Source organism: Hahella chejuensis KCTC 2396 (assembly GCF_000012985.1).
In the GTDB taxonomy this organism is placed as follows: domain Bacteria; phylum Pseudomonadota; class Gammaproteobacteria; order Pseudomonadales; family Oleiphilaceae; genus Hahella; species Hahella chejuensis.
On sequence record NC_007645.1, the window covers coordinates 3,514,666 to 3,531,811 of the forward strand.

Genomic DNA, 17,146 nt, shown 5'->3' on the forward strand with positions numbered 1-17,146 from the left:
TTCAACTTCCTTGCTTCAGAGCCTCGTGACAGGCTTTCTCATGGATGGCGAAATAGGTTCCAGCCAATTTCCTTGCAATGACTGGATAGTCCCTGTGGGTTCTCAAATAACGAATGGCGTTTTCCATTCTGTGGCGGCGCATGTCCGGGGACTCCTTGAGCAGGGCTTCCGCGGCGTCGGCAAACGCTTCGGCGGTGTACGGAACGCACAAGCCCGCGCCGGATTGTTCGATCACCAGTTTTTGGTCCGGGTTATCGTTACAGACCACGGGAACGCCCAGCGCCATGTATTCGATCAGCTTGGTCGGCGAGGAACAGTCAAGCAGTTCGCCCCGGGGAATGGGCGACAAGCCCACTTCCGCCTCACGAATGTATCGCCACGCCTCCTGCATCGGCAGCCAGCCGGTCCAGATCAGGATATCGTCGACGCCCAGCTGGCGCGCCCGTTCCTGCAGCCACGTCTTGTGCTGCTGGTCGTTGGTGTCGCCGACGATGGCGACCACGATATTGGGAAGACGCCAGCGCAACAGCGACGCCATCTCGAACAGGGTTTCGATGTTGCGCACGTAATCCAGACTGCCCAGATAAATCAGGGCGCGCCGGCCCCGCATGCGATTATCGACACAAACATCGTCTGCCACGTCCGCATCGAAAGCCGCCACGGAAGCCAACATGCGCTCCAGATCCACGCCCATAGGAACCGGGGTCATGCGGTCCGGCGGAGCCCCGCGGCGCGCCATATCCTGTTTCATTCTTTCCGACTGCACAAAGATATGATCCGCCCGGCTCAGCACGAGTCGGTACAGAACAAAGCGTCCCAACAGTCCACGCAACAGCAAAGGCAGCGATGTGATTTTCTTCAAGCCGTTGGCCCGGCGGGCCCGGTCTATCTGGCCTTCCGGATAGGGGTAAGAGCACCAGTACAGGAACGGCATGCCTTTAAGCCGGGCGAAAACCAGCGCCATTAGCGCGATAAAAGGCATGTCCCGCACCTGCACGCCGTCATGCCTGTCGCGCCGGGACTGCGCCAGCGCCCTGAACATATGCGCGAACCCCGCAAGATGTTTGAGCCTGCGCGGCGAGTCCGCCAGAATCGCCTCGCCGCCGCCCCAGGCCTCCTTCTGCGTCCCCGGTTTGCGGAACGCGACTATGTCGGAATAGACGCCGTGACGGTGTAAACAGTCGCCAAAAAGCAGGCCCACGTCCACCCGTCTGGCGGGAAACAACCCTGGCGTCAGATAAAGCAGTCTCATTGTTCTCATGCAGTGCTCGCGCCTCTTTTGACTAGCGATTTCAACAATCCTGTCTCCTCCGCCGTGAACGGACGGAGCAGTAACACCGACACCGCGAAGGCGCCGACAATCAACAGTGAATAACCCAGCAACGGAATGAGGCCGGCGCCGATCACCGCAACGGAAACGTCGGGGCCGATCGCGCCGGGAATGATCGCCACCGCCATGGCCAGGATGAGCTTGGTCTGATTGAGCCAGTCAAAGGCGTAATCGCAACGCCGCTTGAGACCCGCGATAATGAAAGTATTGAACAGCACATGCCCCAGCCCGATGGCGATCACCGCCGCCCACACGCCGAAGCCCAGGTGCAGCAGTCCCCAGAGACTGGGCAAGGTGATCAATCCCAGCGCCGCGCCCCATTTACACAGGTTGGCCTGATCCAGCGTCACTGCGGCGGTTTCCAGCAAAAGCCGCTGGCTGTAGGGGATCAGACACAACAAAAATCCGAAGAACAGATAACCGGAATCGCTGAATTTGCCGCCGGAAATCAGGTGAATAAGATCATCGCCGAATACCGCCGCCACGGACACCAACGGCAACAGAATCACCAGACTGACTTTGCCGGCGGAATTGGTCAGGCGGCTGAGTTCAGACGTGCCGCCGCCGTTGACGTAGACCGCCACCAGCTTGGGTCTGATCAGGCTGAACAGCAGCGACGCCGGTAGATAGCGCGCAATCTGGTCATTCAGGGTGCGCAGGAACCCGAACACAGCGGAGGCCTCCGGTCCCAGGTATTTCTGCAACAGGTTGACCAGCGCCTGCGGGCTGTACAGCAGGGTGAGCAAATGTGCGAAATACATGTGCAGGGACAGCCACCATTGCTCCCGTATGGACGGCTCCGTCCAGCCCGCTTCCCCTTGTAATCCGCGCATTGAGCGACAGAACCTGAACAGGCAGGCCATGGCGATGAGGGTTCCAAATACGGACGCGATCAGTTCGATCAGAACCACTGCATAAAGCCCCCCCCCAGGCTGCGCCAAGGTTTGCGCCAAAGGAAACAGCGACAGTTGAGTCAGGTCGGAACCGGAGAGCCGCCACAGCACAAGTAACGCGACCAGATACAACAACTGCCGCCCCACCATGCTGGCCCGGATGCCGCCTTGCAACAGCAGCGGGCCCAAAACCGCCTCCCGCAGGAAGCGGCCGACGCCTTCCACCAGGAAGACGCCCAGAAACACCCAGGCGGCGGGACGAAACGCCTGTAATCCCGCCCAGTTGAGATAGGCGTCCATCAGCACGGCGAATAACAGGGCGCAAGCAATGAGCGCCGCGCTTTGCCATACCGCGACGCGGCGGCAGAACCGGATCAAACGGGGCCCGTCCGCCTTGAGGCGATACTCGGGAAGTTGTCGCGCAGTGAGCCAGGCCAGCCCCAATTGCGCCAGAGAACGGCCGATTTCCGTCATGGCCAGCAACGTCACATAGGCGCCGTATTCCGTCACCGGCAGCAAACGCACCGTCACCAACAGGATGCCAAGGGTCAGCAAAGCCGATATGACTTTGCCGGATAAAAACTTCTTCGTGCCTGAAATCAGCGCCTGACGTGAATAAGGATGACTCATACCGCTTCCTCCGCACGTTGGGACTCACGGTAAAGCCACGCCAGATACCCCAGCATGCTCCAGAACAGAATCTGAAAGGGCAAGCCCTCCAGCAGGGTGCTGCGGTAAACCGGATAGATCATGAAAATGCTCAGCGCCGCCTGGATGCCGGCGGCGTCCGCCATAATCCGGCGACCGAAGCGCGCCGCGCGCAGCCGGCCGGCGGTCAACCAGGCGGAGACTAATACGCCGTAGAACAGCATGGAGCCCAGCAGGCCCTGCTCCCACAGTAAGGAAGACAGTGCGGTGAGACTGACCCCGAAGCCCGGATAACGCAGCGCAATGGTTCCCCCGGTGGCGTCATGGGCGGAGCCGATGCCGCAGCCGAAAAAGAATGAGACGGGATCATGCAGGCCCTGCTGCTGGAACCAGAACAGCAACCCGGTGAGGCGATTCAGATAGTAGCCGCCATAGCCCTTGTCGCCCATGTTGTACGCCATGGTGTCGGACAGCATTTCCGACAGACTTTGCGCCTTCACCAGTTGCAGGTAAGCGTAGGCCACGCCCAGGGTCAGCAGTGCGCCGACGACCAGCGCCAGCAGCGCCAGATGGGGCTTTCTCAGCAGCTCGCGACCATACAGGGTGACGAACATCAACGGCAGGAAAATCACCACCACTTTGGTTTCACCGAGAAACAGCGGCGTCAGGGCGAACAGTCCCAATAATGCGAAGTGGCGCGGGGATATCAGCTTCTCACTGCGTCTGGCCAACAGAAAGCCCAGAGCGATCACCAGAAAGCTCGCCATTTCTGCGTTGGCGCCGCCGGCGTAGCGAGTCGCGCCGAACGTGCCGGCCACCACGTCGATGGGGATCATGCCGGGATAGGCGTATTGCAGGCTTTCTCTGACCGGCACGAGCCTGAGCAGCTCATAGAGCGCGAACGGCAATTGCACGATCACCAGCGCCGCGAAAAGCCGCACCCAGCGATCCATGTCGGCGCGGGAAAAGCTCAGCCAGGCCAGTGCGAAACAGACGCCCATGACCTGAAAGTAGCGTTTGAATCCGCTGGCGAGTTCGAAGAGCGTGGATTGCGCCGCGCCGTTCAATAAGGCATAGCCGACGAACACCAGCGCCAGCCAGATGAACAGCGGCTGCTTTTCCGCGCTGGCGGGATTGAGCAGGCGTCGCGAGGCGGCGCTGAGGAACAGAATCAGCCCCAGTACGGAAATACCCCATACTGCTTTCTTGCTCAGTCCTTCCGCCCAGATGGGCGCCAACCCGGCCACGAACAAGCCTAAAAACAGGATCAGCCACAGGGTGATGGCGGCGTTGGCGAACGCCAGCAGGCCGACGATCATTCCCGCCGCCAGACCCGCCAGCAACAGATTGCCCGTGGCGGCCACCATGCCAAACACCACGGCGGCGGCCAGCGCGCCCAAAATAATCAACGCCTCCGCGCCGTAACGTTCAAGAAATACCAACGCGCCGCCTGCGCCTGCTTGCAACTGCTGACTGAAAATCATCGAATATCCTTTCGATTAAAAGTAAGAGTCCTTCCGGTTATTTACTGCGTCAACCTGTTATGCGAATCCTTACTGAGTCAAACCCGCCAGACGCTGTCGCGATGCTGGCGATATTTCCGTTAAAAGCGCGTCCACCAGCTCCCGCTGTTTCTGAAACGCGCGTAAGGAATTTTTATCCACGGAGGACACGCGAAACAGCAGTCCATCCGGAATGTAACCACGAAAGCCGTAACTGACTTCCTTCAACTTCTTGTCGACTTTATTGGCGATCACCTGCTCCCCTACCGTCGCCCAATAAGTGACCGGTTCATGGCGTTGTCCCTGGGAGGTCAGTAAACGGGTAATGCGAATCTGACCGAAGTCCGTCTGCAACAAAGCGGAAGTCTTGTCCGCCAGCGTAAAACCCTGGGCCGGATAACAGACTTCCGGATAATGCATCTGTATGGCGTCGCGCTGATCTTTCCCATAAGCAACGGAAACCATGACTCGGTAACCCGAATCGTCCACATAGGTGCGGGACAGCGTCTGGTTATAAATCCGGTTTATCGCCTGTTGGGTCTGCGGATCGACAATCTGGTTGGCGGACTGGGCGACTTCGCGCCAGCCGCCGAACACTTCGGGAATCATGGCGTCCAGCTTCACCTTGGCGATGTGGTCGGACAGCATTTCTCTCGGCGTCAGCGCATACGCCGACAACGCCGAGATCACCATCGCCGCGCATGCGACCAGACTTGTCCTGCGTTTACGCATGGGACGTTAGCCTCCCTGTCGCCGGGGTTTTCCGTCGCAACGCCAGATGCAGAATCGAGTCGACGCCAATAATGAGCAACAGCGCGCTGACAAACAAAACCATGCCGGCGAATCCATGCAGAAACCCCTGCCCCGCTTCATCGCCGTAGTGATAGGTGATCAAGGTCAGCGCCAGCACTCTGACGAAATTGGCGACAAACGAAATCGGAATAATAGCGATAGCAAGGGCGACGTTACGCAGAATCGACTCATGACGGACGATATGCAGATAAAACAGCCCCATCGCTTCCAGGGTAAACAAAGTATGCAACCCCGCGCAGGCGTCGGCGATAAGCAGCCGGTATTGGCCGACCTGTAAAATCACGCCTGACCGGGATACCGGATACCCCGCCCAGTACAGCGTCTGATCCACGGACCAGGACACTGCGGTTTTCATGGGCAGCGTCAACGCGCTCACCACCGGCCCCGGCAGCGGCGCCATAAAAATCATGAACAGCAGCGGAAACCACATCATTTTCACTGCTTCGCGGCCGCGTAACAGCAGAAGCAGCCCCGCGACCACCGGGATCTGCGAGCCGATCTCGAAAAGCAGAATGTCCTGGGAGCGCCCCAACACGTACAGAACCAGGCCCGCGCACAGGGCGGCATAGCCTTCCAACGACGCCGGAGCGCACTCAAGCCGGTGGATGTCCAGGCGTTTTTTCCAGAAAAACCAAAGCAGCAGAATGAGAATAATCGGCTCATGCCCCTGCTCACCCGACGTCCATAATGAGCCCGCCAGATCGTAGTAGGTGGGCAGATAAAGCACGACAACGCCAAGTAGCACGGGCGACCATTCGCTAATCGCCGGAATATGGGGTTGGGTGATCGTCTGCTGCATGATGTTTCAGTGATTTTACGCGCGTGGATTTCAGGTTTTGTTTAACAGACTCCCGGCGATGGCGACGCCGTTTTGCTGCAAGTTCGCCACCAGGGATTTGAGGCCCCTGACGGCGGTTTTGTGCTGGTTCGCCACCACCAGCGCCCCGCCCGCCTGCGCGGAAATCGGCTGCGCGTCGGAGACCGTCGCCCCCGGCGGGGTATCGAAAATGACGATGTCATAGTGTTCTTTCAGCTCCGCCGTCAGGCTTGCGAAACGCGGCCTACTGAGCAGCTCCTGCGGATTGGGCGGAATCGCCCCGGCGGTCATCAAGAATAACCCCTGCAGACCGTCTATCTGTTTCACCGCATCCCGCCAGGGAATACGGTCGGCCAGAACAGTGGAGAAGCCAAACTTATTCGCGCGCTTGAACAACTCATGCTGCCGCGGCGCGCGCAGATCCGCGTCCACCATCAGAGTGCGTTGCCCCAGCTGGGAGAACACCACCGCCAGATTGGCGGCGACAAAACTGCGTCCTTCGCCGTGGTTGGCGCTGACGACAGACAGCGCGTTACGCCCGCTCTGCGCGTCGAACCAGCGCAGCAGCAATTGACTGCGCAGCGCCCGCAGCTGCTCAACGATATGGCTGAACGGGTTGAACGCGGCGACCACTTCCTGACTGATGCGATCGTCGGACGCCTGCAGATAGGAGTAAACAAACTGCCGCGACAGAGCGAACTGAATATCCTGCTCCTCCAACAAACCCAGTTGCAGCGCGGCGTCGCCGAAACGCAGTCCGGGCTTGTTTTGCTGCAAACGAAGTATTTGCTCAGCCGCCTCCGGCTCCAGGCGCCCGCTGTCGATCAGGATGGCGCCGATTGATGGGGAGTGGCTGCTGAGGTTTAGAGCTTCCATGTTCATCAGGCTTCTCCCGCCAATGGATAAGAGCCGCCCGCCATCGCGCCGGTTTTCAGTCCCGACGGTCCGGCGGTATCGGTCTTCCCTTCTTTTTGTTTCATCATGGATACCGGCGCTTTACCCAATTGCGCCAATACAGGAACGCCAAGCGCGGATTGCAGATCCTCTATGGAGCGCACTACAGGATTACGTAACTCCAGGATCAGCGCGGCGCCAACGGACAACAGTCCTCCCAGCATCACCGCGATGACGAGATTGAGGAACAGTATAGGCTTGCTGTGCCTGAGAGGCGGCGACGCCGGCGTCAATACGGAGACATTGGTCTGCACCGTTTGCGCCTCCAACTGACTTTGCGTAAGCCGCTGGCTGATGGCGTCGAAATCCCGCTGCGCGGTTTCCACTTGGTGAGACAGAATCTGAATTTGATCATGCTGACTTTTCAGCTCCAGCATTTTCTTTTTCTGCTCCTCGATGGCTTCTTTCAACTCCGCCTGCTTGGCTTTGCTGACGCGTCCTACCGTGGAAATCGACTCCGCTATTTTGGCGGTTTCCATACGCAGCCGGGACTTCATGCTGGCCAGCTCGGAGGCGGCGCTTTTGTATTGCGGATGATTGACGCCATAGTCTTCGGACAACTCCTGCAGCCGCGACTCCAGGCGCGCGATATCGGTCTTGAGCTGGATAATCAGCGGATTGCGCATGATCTCAGGCAGCGTGTCGCCGCCTTGATGAAAGCCCTGCTTGCTGGAGGAATCCGTGCCTTCCGCCAGGGCCAGACTCAGTTGCGCCGTCAACTCGCCCAGCTTCTGGTTTTCAAAATCCAGGCGATCATTGGTCACCACGATGCCGGTTTGCTGCTGAAAGTCGGACAACGCTTTTTGCGCTCTTTGCAGGCGCTCGCGCTGGGTTTCGTATTGCTGTTCAAACCAGGCGGCGTATTTTCTCGCCGGCTCCGCCCGCAGATCGATAGTGGTGTCGATATAGGCCTGTGCGAAGGCGTTGGCCGCGGTGGCGGCGAAACGGGGGTCCGTCGCGCTGAACTCCACGCTGATGACGTTGCTTTCCCGGGCGGGACTGACCTCCAGATTCTTCTTCAACCCCGGCGCCAGCCAGACAGCGAGGCTTCCCTGTCCGCCGGTTTCCTCCAGCCACTTTTCACGGGTCTCCGGGTTTTCGTCGAGTTTCAGCAGACGCACCACGCCCTGGGCGACGCGGTCGCTGGTGATGATGTCCATCTGCGTCGCCATATAACCCGGCGACATCATACCCGGCAGCACCATGCCGACAATACGGTCGGGCGTCTGCACATCCAGCACCACGGTGGTGGAGGCCGTATACTCTTTGGGAATGAGCAGGCTGACCACGGCGGTGGTCGTTATCGTGGCCAGCAGGACGCTCAACACCACCCAGCGTCGCGCCCACAGAACCAGTAATACATGTTTCAAGGTCATTACTTATCTTTCCTGGAACAGATCTTTCCTAGAACAAACTTTCGCGAATGTAGATAACGTCATCGGCGCGCACGGGGTCGTACAGCTCCGACTCTTTCAGCTCCACATCGCCTTTGGCGTCCTTGCGATACACCTTGATGCCGTTATCGGTGCCGCGCAGGCTGATTCCTCCGCCCTGGGCCAGGGCCTGTTGCACCGTCATGTTGCGTTCGACCCGATACACGCCGGGACGCTGCACCTCGCCGTAGATATAGTAAACGGGGGCCTTATCCACGAAGATGACGTCGCCGCCCGCCACCAGGATGTTTTCGTTACGCTCGCCCTGGGAGAAAATAGAGGGGAAGTCCACTTCTTTGTGGAACGGCCTGCCTTCGCGAATCCCTGACACTACGACAATGTCGGAGCCTGACGCAGTGACGCCGCCGGCCATCGCCAACACATCGGAAAGCCGGGTCTTCTGCGTATCCAGAGGAAAGCGGCCGGGCCGGCTCACTTGCCCCAAGACGGATACCTGATTGCCGCGAATTTCCAGTAGCGTGATGGTGACCTGCGGGTCTTTCACGTACTTGCCCTGACGCAGCCCTGCGGCGATTTGTTGCTCCGCCGCCGCCAGCGTCTCGCCGCCCAGCTGCAGACTGCCGATCAATGGGTAAGTAATACTGCCGTTTTCCGAAATACGGGTATCCAGGGTCAAATCCGGTTGTTGAAATACGTTGATGCGGATTGCATCTCCCGGCGCCAGGCGATAATTCAGGCTGGCGACCTCCGCCGCCTGAGCCGGCGTGAACAGAATCAGCGTCAACAGACACAGCACTATCTTTGTTGGCATTTGCGTCAATTGCATGACGTAAGAAGAGAAAGCTTTCATTTTTTCAGGCGCCGTTACGCATCATTTCCCAGTTGCAAAGAAACGGCGTCGGCATTGCGGATATCCTCTCCGCCATCGACGCCGGTGTTTTCATTCCCTTTTTCCCCGTCTGACGCAGGGATGGCGAGTCGCTTGAAGTCGCCGACATACTCAATGGCGGCGCTGCTTTTCAGGCGCTCGACTTCATCGGTGACGGCCTTTTTTACTTTGCGATTATGAAGAAACTGCGTGATGCGGGGCTTGGCGTCCTCTTCCGACACCGGCCTTTTCTGAGAGGCGGCCACTCTGACGACCAGATAATTGTTGGGGCCCTGGAACAGCGTCATCGCGCCGTCTTCAAGCCTGGCCACCTGGGTCAACAATTCCAGGCCGATCTGCTCTGCGGAGCGATTCGCCGCGTTGACGCGATACTGCACGCCTTCGGCTTTCAGCCAGGCGACAATGTCTTCCAGCTGCCCGGCGTTACCAACTTTATTTCTAAGCGGCGCAAGAAGTTCGTCCCGGGGCTCAATGGCGATTTCCTGCAGACTGTATAGCTTGCGCTCGGCGAATAACGCGGGATGCTCTTGGTAATACTGATGAATTTCTTCCTGCGAGGGTTGTGAAAGCGCGCCTATCACCTGTTGCAGGTACGCCCGGGCGATGATGCTTTTCTTCATGGACTCAATCGCCATGACCACGTCGGGACTGCGGTCCAGCTTAAGCTCCACCGCCTTGTCGTAGGCGACTTGCTGCTCCACCAGCTCATCCAATGCCCGCGCCCGCGCCGTGTCGGAGCTGACGCCTTGGGCAGGCTGCTTGGCGAGTATGGCGTTAAGCTGATGAATAGAGATTTCCGAACCGTTGACTTTGGCGACCACCTGGGTTGCGTCAGTCGCCTCGCCTGCGCCGCCGCACCCGGCCAAAGAACCCGTCAGGGCGGCCAGAAAGACAAACTTCGGAAAGGAAGTTCTATGGAGAAACATTGCTAAATCCTTTAGTTAATATGTGCGGCGCGATTGACCACACAGTTACACATTCCTACATGTGGGCTACATACTAAACCCAAAAATTTTTCAGTGATAGTGATTCTCACTAAAAAGTAAAGGTTAACGATAATGTCGCATTATCGCTGTTGAAATCAGCGTTCGCTTGATTCGACGCACGCTTCTCCCGCTGCAGCGCGGCGCTTATCAGGACGTAGCTGGCGGGGCTCCAGTCGCCCCCTAAAACCAGCGTTTGCAAGCGGTCTTCGCGCGCCGGCGGGCCCGTGAGCAAACCACCTTCATAGTCCCTTTCTTCATAGCGCCAGCGGGCATGCAGACTCACCTTGGCGGAGTAACGCCACAGCGGTCCGATGGAGACCAGTCGTCGCCGGTAATAACTGCTGTTATAGAAAGCCCCGCCGCCCAGTATTTTATCGATGTCGGTCGCTGGCGAGCTTTGATAAGACGCCAGGCTCTGCTCGATCGCCGCGCTCAGGCTGGTTGAACCTGTCCATTGATAATCCAGACTCAGTCCGCCAATGGCGCCCTGGTAGTCTCGCTCACCGTAGTGATAGTGCTCGCGCTCGACATAGCCGAGACTGCCTCTGACCTTTGACTTGCCGCTGAAGATCCACAGAAAGCGCATCTCCGCAAGGGTTTGTTCAAAACCGGAATCCACGCGGTCGGTAGTGCTGATCACGCGATTGGCGTAATCGCCGTCCGTCTTGCGCAACGAAATTGAAAGATGACTGCCGGAAGGCGCCTCGTAACCCACTCCCAGCTCCAGTGAATCAGACTGATAGTCCCCTTCAACGCGATACAGAGAGCTGTTTTCCTGTTGATAATGAGCGCCGCCGGCCAGCAGTTTCCAGCGTCCCGCAACACGCCAGTCCGCATCAAGGTAATAGCGGCGTCGGGTGCGGATATTCTGTTCGGTTCCGGAAAAATCGGCGAAGCTGTTGATGGATTCATTGTAGTCGGCGCCGAGAACGCCCTGTAAACGGCTGGTGGCCAGCCAGTCCCACGCCGCTTCAGCCTCCCAGGCGGTGTAATCAAGATAGTCGTAATGCTGATAGCGGTGGTCGGAGAAGCGGGCGTCCAGTTTCAGGTTTTGCCGCGAGATCGACTGCTCGCCGCTGACTGCGGCGAATGCGGACACAATCTGCTCATTGCTTTCGTTGCCGGAGGTCGACCGGAACAGATTATCTTCATGGCGCAGAAGGCTGCCTGCGCTGAATTCCCAGGCGTCGCCGACTTTCCCCTGCGCCGCTGCGCAGTAACACAATGACAGGCCCGCGGTAATCCATGCGGTAGGTTTGATCTGACAGAACATTTGAATTCGTCACTCACATTAAGAACGCGATCCTGCGTTCCAAAAAATTTAAGACGGACGCTGAACACCGTGCGCGTATGTCGTGAATGACTTGAACGAAGAGATACTAAGCCATGACGCACGCTTCAAGCGACGGAAAATCCAAGGTCCCTGGATGGCGTCTGTGTAGAACCAAACGAGGGCCATTCTAGAGGAGATTCCGTTTCCTTACTATTACGAAAAAGACTAACTCGGGAAGCCGGTTGCCAGCGCCCAGCCTCTTCGCCCTGGGGCTGCTTTGATGACGGAGATTGATGCGACTTACCGCGCATCAGCCGCAGATAAGCTAGACTGGTTAGGTTAAGCGGTTGAACAACAAAACAGGCCATAAGGGACCACAACAAGCTGTGATTAGGGAGAACAAAAAGGATGACTCAATCTTTGATTGACGGCGACTGGCGCAAGCTGCTCGTTGACGACAACGTAAGCGAAGAACCCAAGCATCAGGTTATCGACGCCAAGCGCAGGCAGCTGCAGGAACTCAAAACAAGACCGGAGGCCCCCGTCCAGGTTCGGCGTCTGATCATTGCCGCCTGTGACGGCTTGGAACGTTTGAAAGGACATGTCGGCGCCGAAGAATTCTACGTTTATTACGGACGTCTGACCGATTTGCTCAGAGTCATAGGCAAAGAACTGGAGGTGAGCGGCATCGCTGTTGATTGAGCGCCTGTCGCTTGCGGCCGCGGCTTCATGGAAAGCTGACCATGCGCAGGCGCCTGTGAGAGCGGGAGTGTTGGTCGCCCATGTCTCCCGCTTGCATCATCAGACTTTCAATTCGTCAGACTTTCAATTCGTCAGACTATAGCTATTTGTCAGACTTTCAATTCGCCAGACAAACAACGTCCGTCTATTTGTCTGCAGACGACAATGTAAGAAAGAATTCAGGCTTTCTGACTGCGTCGACGAGCGACATAGCCCACGATGCCCAGACCGGCCACCCACATAGCGTAGGCGTCGGCTTCCGGAACCATGGTCACAGCGGCTGCGCCGAACTGATTGGAAGCGAAGTAAACGTCACCGATCAAGATTGAGTCAGTGGCGCCATTCAGGTTGAGGTTGATTTCGCCAAGCTTGGTTTTCCAACCATCGAAAACGCTGCTGTTGTAAGCGCCGATAATGCCTTCGTTGGCGGGGCCCGCATACCATTGAAAACTGGTGATGTTTCCGTCCACGATGGTCAAAACGCCACTGTCGCCATCCTGGGTATCGTCAGGGGTCCAGGTAACGCCATCCGGCGCTTCCTGACGGGTCCCTTCAATACCGCCAAGCACGCCGCTCACAATCGCCAGATTCAGGCCATTGGAGTTGAGGCTCACCTGGTGCGTACCAGTCAGGTAGTTATCGAAGTTGGGAAGAATAATCTGACCGAGGAAAGTCGCGTAGGAAGCATCCTCCATGAATATGTCAGTGTATTCGTCAATCGTTTGCTGGCTGTGATAATTCGGGTCAAATGTCAGGTCGACGCTCCCAGAAAAATCAAAAACCAGGGTGCTGGCGCTAACGCCCATACTAACCGCCGAAAGCGTTGTCGCCAGGATCGCCCCTCTAAAAGGATTCATGTTTAACTCCTTGTTTTATTGGGTTGAGGTCCATTTCCACAGGCGATACAAAGTTTCTAACCAATACGACTCATCATAGAAATACGACGTCGCCGACATGCATGATACTCACTGGCGTAAAAAAAACACAACCGTTGACCCAAGAAAAGTCGGGCGGTCCTATGTCTTCTTTTACAACCTGATCATGATGTCGAACGACGTAATAAAAAGTTCTTATTCACGAGATGCAATCCGCTGGACCGCCAGCCGCAGGATCGCCGCACAAATAGATTCTACGACCTGACGGACGGCGTCATCAGTACTTAATACCATAGCCGCTCAGCAACGCTAAATTGTCCAGCCGATACATGTCTTTCAACTGCTCGATTCTTTTGCGGTCATCCGGCGTCATTTCATTCTTTTTTATCTGCAGCATGGAATAAAGACTATTCATACAATGCCTCATTCTTTTACTTTTCAGGAAGTAAAAGGAGTTCAAATGGGTATCCAGTTCTTCCTTCGACATAGGGTTAAATCCCGCTATTTCCCTCAATCGCCGATGTACTTCCGGAAATCGGACGCTGTAGGACTGGTTAATCGCCTTGAAGTTATACTGGTTGAAAAAACGCGAACTGACGCCCAGCCAGGCGCAGACTTTCTGCAAAAACGTCAGGGGGAAGGTTTCCATTTCTTCAAGCGCGCCGATGAAGATCCTGTCATTCCCCAACGCCGAGCGCCACTTATCCAGATAATGCACGTAGCGTCCCCACTCAAAAGCGTTGTTGAGGACATAATCGAATCTTATTTCACGCAGTGATCCTTTGACGCAGCTTTGATGCATCACCACATCCACAAACTCAGAAAACGAGTTGATTCTTAACCCCTGTATCACCTGCGTGAAAAACAAGTAGCTGGAATACATCCGCAGTTCGGGGCTGCGCAGAACAAAGATCGCTTTTACGTTTTTATTTCTTCCGGCGTATTCGAAGCAGGTCTTTTGGTCAAAATGAAACGGCGAAGCCTCCAGCAAAATATCCTTGTTATCCCGGGCGAAGAAACTCGCAAAATCGCCGCCGCTATGCTGGGTTTTCCACGGTGGTTGAAATAAACACTCCTTGTCCATGAAAAAGAAGGTTTCTTTGGGATTTGATGGAGAGATGTCAGGATGATCGGAGAGCCAATAATAGAGAGAAGACGTTCCACACTTGGGAAACCCAAGAATCAGCAGAATTGTTTTCATAAGGTATCTCCCTATATCAGCGTCCCCTTCCTAAGATCAATTCATCAGATTTCGGCTAACTATTAATCAGGCAGACAAATAGCTTCCTTCTATTTTGTCTGTAACGACTTGCCTGCAACGACAGGGTCTGCGCATGTCAGGGCCTGTCTCCCGCGGCCAGCCGCCGCGCAGCTTTTGTCGCCCGGGAACTGCAACATCGCTTTCACCTCGTTCATTTTGTGGGTCAGCGAATTTATTTGCGCCTCGCTCATTACTCTTCGATGATCGCCAATCGCGCCAACCCGATAGTGATGCGCCATCTCGGGCTCCCTCGCCTTCATGGCGGCGAAGCGACAGGCCTCAGTAATACGCTGGACGTCGCGCTCCGTGACATCGACGCCGACAAAGTCGGCGATCTTTCTGACCGCCGTCGGCATGTCGGACAAGATCTCTTCATAGGTCAGATAGAGAATATTGGAGCGCCCGTAATGCCGGCGCCATGAATAATAATGATAAAAATAACTCCCCCAACGTAGTTCGGAGGTCATGAACTGCTGGAAAAAATCATCCCATGAGCGACGGTAGGATTTGTCCCCGTCAATGGCGTTCAAATACTGATAGTAATAAGACGTCACCATGTCCGGACAGTCTCTGGATACATGAATAAACCTGGCCTTTGATTTGATGGGGTCGACGTGTTCGGACGCCGTCCAGTGACTTTTAAAACAACGAGGCGCGACAAGCTTTTCCAGATCATCCAGGGAAATATAATAGCGACTGTTTTCCCAGCCTACTTCAGGCCATGGGACAGTTTGATGACGGGAGGCGTCAGCGTTCAACAGGTTGGCGAGAATGCCCTGGGTTAAAGTGGTGCCGGACCTGGGATAAGTGACCAGCCATACATCAGTGTTTCTTGGCTCCACCTGTTGCATCAGCTCATTGATTCTGGATTCGGTAATAAAGTAAGGAACCCTCAAGCCATATACCATTCTGTCGCTTCGATCCACACCGTTTCCCTCGCCGTTCGCCACATCATGATAATCCGAAATGAAGTATAGACCAGGAAGTAAACGCCAATTGTAACCGTATCTGTTTTTATGTATCGACTTTTATTATCTTAATAACGTCGGTCTGGAGTGTTTGCGATTGAAATCAAATCATTAAAATAAACAATTAAAACCGCCATCAGATACAATATTTACTTTATATTTTTAAGTCATTCCTTTGACCTGGAAAATTTATAACCTCCTGCTAATACTTTATCAAATGCGATGAATGCACCGCGCCTGACGTCACAGGAGGACGCCATGAACTTCGATGGGAACTTCAAGCACATAGACGTTTACGATATCGCTGCTCTAAGCAGGAAAGTGTCCGCGTTTACGGAGGACGAATGGGGAAAAATGTCCTGGAAGGACCGCATCGGCAAGGAGCATCGCGAAACCCAGACCATTCCGATCCTTTTTGATAAGGACTTCAGGCACGCCAACCCGTCCCGGCATTCCGCCGCCGATACACTGGCGACCGCGTATGCGGATATGACCGCGTTCATGAAGCGTATTTACGAAGACGACGCCGGATACTTTATTCGCATGATACTCGTCAGGATGAACCCTATGTCGGAAATCCCACTGCATTACGACACGGGCGCCTCGCTTCCTTATTCCCATCGCGTGCATTTACCTATCGCAACCAATGAAAAAATAACCTTTCAAGTTGGCGATGAAAGTAAATATTTAAAGCAAGGCGAGCTTTGGGAAATTAATAATCAAAGACGTCATGGCGTTTTCAACCGTTCGAGTGATTACAGGATTCATATGATCATGGATTGGGTGACCTCTGATCTGGCGAAGTTAAGAAAAGAGCAACTTGGGCTGGAGCCTGAGGATGTCGGACAGTTACCCAAAGAAGATTCGCGTAACTAATAACACTTATAAGGTTCCGTTGAATTATTTGATTTGACCTAAGCTAATTTTTTGCTGGTTTATTCTTAATATGGAATAAGGAAATAGTTATGAGTGAATACATTATTGGCGGCTGGACGCAGAACCCTGCAGATACTTCACCGAACTCCTTTTCTTTCACCATGTACGGCATGGTGACCAACCTTTCCGGGCTAACGACCGGCACGCCTCAGTCTCCGGGGTGGAGTCCGGACACGACGGCTGCGCCTGGCGGATCGGGTAAAGTGCTTTGGACCTACGGCGGCGGTGGCTGCACGCCGAACAACATGCCCCAGAACGCGACGGAAGTGAGCGCCATTGTCAACGCGACCCAAACCAAGAACTGGGCCGGCGTGGATTTTGATGACGAGTGCTACATGAACGTGGACATGCTGGTTGAGACGATGAGCAAGCTGAAGTCACTCAACAAGGAGTGCAGCTACACCTTTCTGGCCGGTTGGGATTACAACAACCCCAGCGCCTCCAGTGAGGGAACCAAGATTAATCAGGCGGTGCAAACCATAGCGCAATCCGGCGCGGTCAACCGCTTCTGCCTGATGTGCTACGCCGAGGCCATGTGGAGCATGAGCGACATTGAAGCCAACGTCGGTCCGGCGATAAAACGCACCATCGCCAACGGCGTTCCCGCCAAGCAGGTGATACTGGCGCTGACGCCCGCCGGATTGAATCAGCAGAACCTGAGTTACTTCCTCAATGAGGTGACGCAAAACGGCATTGGCGGTCTCTTTATCTGGGACTACCCCGCCCTGCCCAGCAGCTATCTGCAGCAGATTGAGCAGGCGCTGTTGGGCGCCTGAATTTCAGGTTAAGCGACAGGACCTGCGCAGGTCAGGCCCTGTCTTTCGCGGCTTGTCGCGTTAGTTAAAGTAATAGCTAGTAAGAATAAA

The 17,146-nt window shown here is 55.6% G+C and carries 16 protein-coding genes; 3 read left to right on the plus strand and 13 right to left on the minus strand.

Features of this window, described 5'->3' with window-relative positions:
* Position 1 precedes the first annotated feature (1 nt).
* From HCH_RS15370 to epsL, 10 genes are all read right to left on the minus strand, one after another.
* Positions 2-1,261, minus strand: coding sequence for a glycosyltransferase family 4 protein (locus tag HCH_RS15370; RefSeq protein WP_011397237.1), 1,260 nt, complete (start codon positions 1,259-1,261; stop codon positions 2-4).
* Complete coding sequence (locus HCH_RS15375; protein WP_011397238.1) at positions 1,258-2,853, minus strand: lipopolysaccharide biosynthesis protein; 1,596 nt, start codon at positions 2,851-2,853, stop codon at positions 1,258-1,260. The genes HCH_RS15370 and HCH_RS15375 overlap by 4 nt, the downstream gene beginning before the upstream one ends.
* Complete coding sequence (locus tag HCH_RS15380) at positions 2,850-4,355, minus strand: hypothetical protein (protein ID WP_011397239.1); 1,506 nt, start codon at positions 4,353-4,355, stop codon at positions 2,850-2,852. The genes HCH_RS15375 and HCH_RS15380 overlap by 4 nt, the downstream gene beginning before the upstream one ends.
* A 69-nt stretch (positions 4,356-4,424) precedes the next feature.
* Positions 4,425-5,105 carry an exosortase-associated protein EpsI, B-type gene (epsI, locus tag HCH_RS15385; protein ID WP_011397240.1) on the minus strand — a complete coding sequence of 227 codons (681 nt, stop codon included), beginning with the start codon at positions 5,103-5,105 and terminating at the stop codon, positions 4,425-4,427.
* The gene (gene xrtB, locus HCH_RS15390; protein ID WP_011397241.1) at positions 5,098-5,985 is read right to left on the minus strand and encodes an exosortase B; all 888 of its coding nucleotides are present in this window, start codon (positions 5,983-5,985) and stop codon (positions 5,098-5,100) included. Before xrtB ends, epsI begins: the two co-directional genes overlap by 8 nt.
* Positions 5,986-6,015: 30 nt before the next feature.
* Complete coding sequence (epsG, locus tag HCH_RS15395) at positions 6,016-6,885, minus strand: chain length determinant protein tyrosine kinase EpsG (RefSeq protein ID WP_011397242.1); 870 nt, start codon at positions 6,883-6,885, stop codon at positions 6,016-6,018.
* Complete coding sequence (gene epsF, locus HCH_RS15400) at positions 6,885-8,333, minus strand: chain length determinant protein EpsF (protein WP_011397243.1); 1,449 nt, start codon at positions 8,331-8,333, stop codon at positions 6,885-6,887. Before epsF ends, epsG begins: the two co-directional genes overlap by 1 nt.
* 28 nt (positions 8,334-8,361) lie before the next feature.
* The gene (epsE, locus tag HCH_RS15405) at positions 8,362-9,201 is read right to left on the minus strand and encodes a polysaccharide export protein EpsE (protein WP_011397244.1); all 840 of its coding nucleotides are present in this window, start codon (positions 9,199-9,201) and stop codon (positions 8,362-8,364) included.
* Positions 9,202-9,215: 14 nt separating this feature from the next.
* Complete coding sequence (locus HCH_RS15410) at positions 9,216-10,166, minus strand: EpsD family peptidyl-prolyl cis-trans isomerase (RefSeq protein WP_011397245.1); 951 nt, start codon at positions 10,164-10,166, stop codon at positions 9,216-9,218.
* 109 nt (positions 10,167-10,275) lie between these two features.
* Entirely contained in the window at positions 10,276-11,499 is a 1,224-nt protein-coding gene (gene epsL / locus HCH_RS15415; RefSeq protein ID WP_011397246.1) for an XrtB/PEP-CTERM-associated polysaccharide biosynthesis outer membrane protein EpsL, read from the minus strand.
* Between the two features lie 408 nt (positions 11,500-11,907).
* Here epsL and HCH_RS15420 point away from each other — a divergent pair, with 408 nt between their 5' ends.
* On the plus strand, positions 11,908-12,201 hold the full coding sequence (locus tag HCH_RS15420) for a hypothetical protein (RefSeq protein ID WP_011397247.1): 294 nt from the start codon (positions 11,908-11,910) through the stop codon (positions 12,199-12,201).
* A gap of 218 nt (positions 12,202-12,419) precedes the next feature.
* Here HCH_RS15420 and HCH_RS15425 read toward each other — a convergent pair whose 3' ends face one another.
* The 3 genes from HCH_RS15425 to HCH_RS15435 all read right to left on the minus strand — a co-directional run bounded on the left by HCH_RS15425 (position 12,420) and on the right by HCH_RS15435 (position 15,302).
* Positions 12,420-13,097 (minus strand): PEP-CTERM sorting domain-containing protein, encoded by a 678-nt coding sequence (locus HCH_RS15425; RefSeq protein ID WP_011397249.1) that lies wholly within the window; start codon positions 13,095-13,097, stop codon positions 12,420-12,422.
* Positions 13,098-13,392: 295 nt separating this feature from the next.
* Positions 13,393-14,316 carry a sulfotransferase domain-containing protein gene (locus HCH_RS15430; RefSeq protein WP_011397250.1) on the minus strand — a complete coding sequence of 308 codons (924 nt, stop codon included), beginning with the start codon at positions 14,314-14,316 and terminating at the stop codon, positions 13,393-13,395.
* Positions 14,317-14,405: 89 nt separating this feature from the next.
* Positions 14,406-15,302, minus strand: coding sequence for a sulfotransferase domain-containing protein (locus HCH_RS15435; RefSeq protein WP_011397251.1), 897 nt, complete (start codon positions 15,300-15,302; stop codon positions 14,406-14,408).
* Between the two features lie 300 nt (positions 15,303-15,602).
* Between HCH_RS15435 and HCH_RS15440 the strand changes: the two genes are divergently transcribed.
* Positions 15,603-16,220: an aspartyl/asparaginyl beta-hydroxylase domain-containing protein gene (locus HCH_RS15440; RefSeq protein WP_041598692.1), complete on the plus strand. Its 618-nt coding sequence runs from the start codon at positions 15,603-15,605 to the stop codon at positions 16,218-16,220.
* Positions 16,221-16,309: 89 nt separating this feature from the next.
* Positions 16,310-17,056, plus strand: a complete 747-nt coding sequence (locus HCH_RS15445) for a hypothetical protein (RefSeq protein WP_011397253.1) — start codon at positions 16,310-16,312, stop codon at positions 17,054-17,056.
* Positions 17,057-17,146: the final 90 nt, after the last annotated feature.

Bases quoted from the DNA above. Each gene is read 5' to 3' on its own strand.
- HCH_RS15445 (WP_011397253.1), top strand. From the start codon at position 16,310: ATGAGTGAATACATTATTGGCGGCTGGACGCAGAACCCTGCAGATACT.
- xrtB (WP_011397241.1), bottom strand. From the start codon at position 5,985: ATGCAGCAGACGATCACCCAACCCCATATTCCGGCGATTAGCGAATGG.
- HCH_RS15420 (WP_011397247.1), top strand. From the start codon at position 11,908: ATGACTCAATCTTTGATTGACGGCGACTGGCGCAAGCTGCTCGTTGAC.
- epsG (WP_011397242.1), bottom strand. From the start codon at position 6,885: ATGAACATGGAAGCTCTAAACCTCAGCAGCCACTCCCCATCAATCGGC.
- HCH_RS15410 (WP_011397245.1), bottom strand. From the start codon at position 10,166: ATGTTTCTCCATAGAACTTCCTTTCCGAAGTTTGTCTTTCTGGCCGCC.
- epsF (WP_011397243.1), bottom strand. From the start codon at position 8,333: ATGACCTTGAAACATGTATTACTGGTTCTGTGGGCGCGACGCTGGGTG.
- HCH_RS15370 (WP_011397237.1), bottom strand. From the start codon at position 1,261: ATGAGAACAATGAGACTGCTTTATCTGACGCCAGGGTTGTTTCCCGCC.
- HCH_RS15440 (WP_041598692.1), top strand. From the start codon at position 15,603: ATGAACTTCGATGGGAACTTCAAGCACATAGACGTTTACGATATCGCT.
- epsI (WP_011397240.1), bottom strand. From the start codon at position 5,105: ATGCGTAAACGCAGGACAAGTCTGGTCGCATGCGCGGCGATGGTGATC.
- HCH_RS15380 (WP_011397239.1), bottom strand. From the start codon at position 4,355: ATGATTTTCAGTCAGCAGTTGCAAGCAGGCGCAGGCGGCGCGTTGGTA.
- HCH_RS15375 (WP_011397238.1), bottom strand. From the start codon at position 2,853: ATGAGTCATCCTTATTCACGTCAGGCGCTGATTTCAGGCACGAAGAAG.
- HCH_RS15430 (WP_011397250.1), bottom strand. From the start codon at position 14,316: ATGAAAACAATTCTGCTGATTCTTGGGTTTCCCAAGTGTGGAACGTCT.
- epsE (WP_011397244.1), bottom strand. From the start codon at position 9,201: ATGAAAGCTTTCTCTTCTTACGTCATGCAATTGACGCAAATGCCAACA.
- epsL (WP_011397246.1), bottom strand. From the start codon at position 11,499: ATGTTCTGTCAGATCAAACCTACCGCATGGATTACCGCGGGCCTGTCA.
- HCH_RS15425 (WP_011397249.1), bottom strand. From the start codon at position 13,097: ATGAATCCTTTTAGAGGGGCGATCCTGGCGACAACGCTTTCGGCGGTT.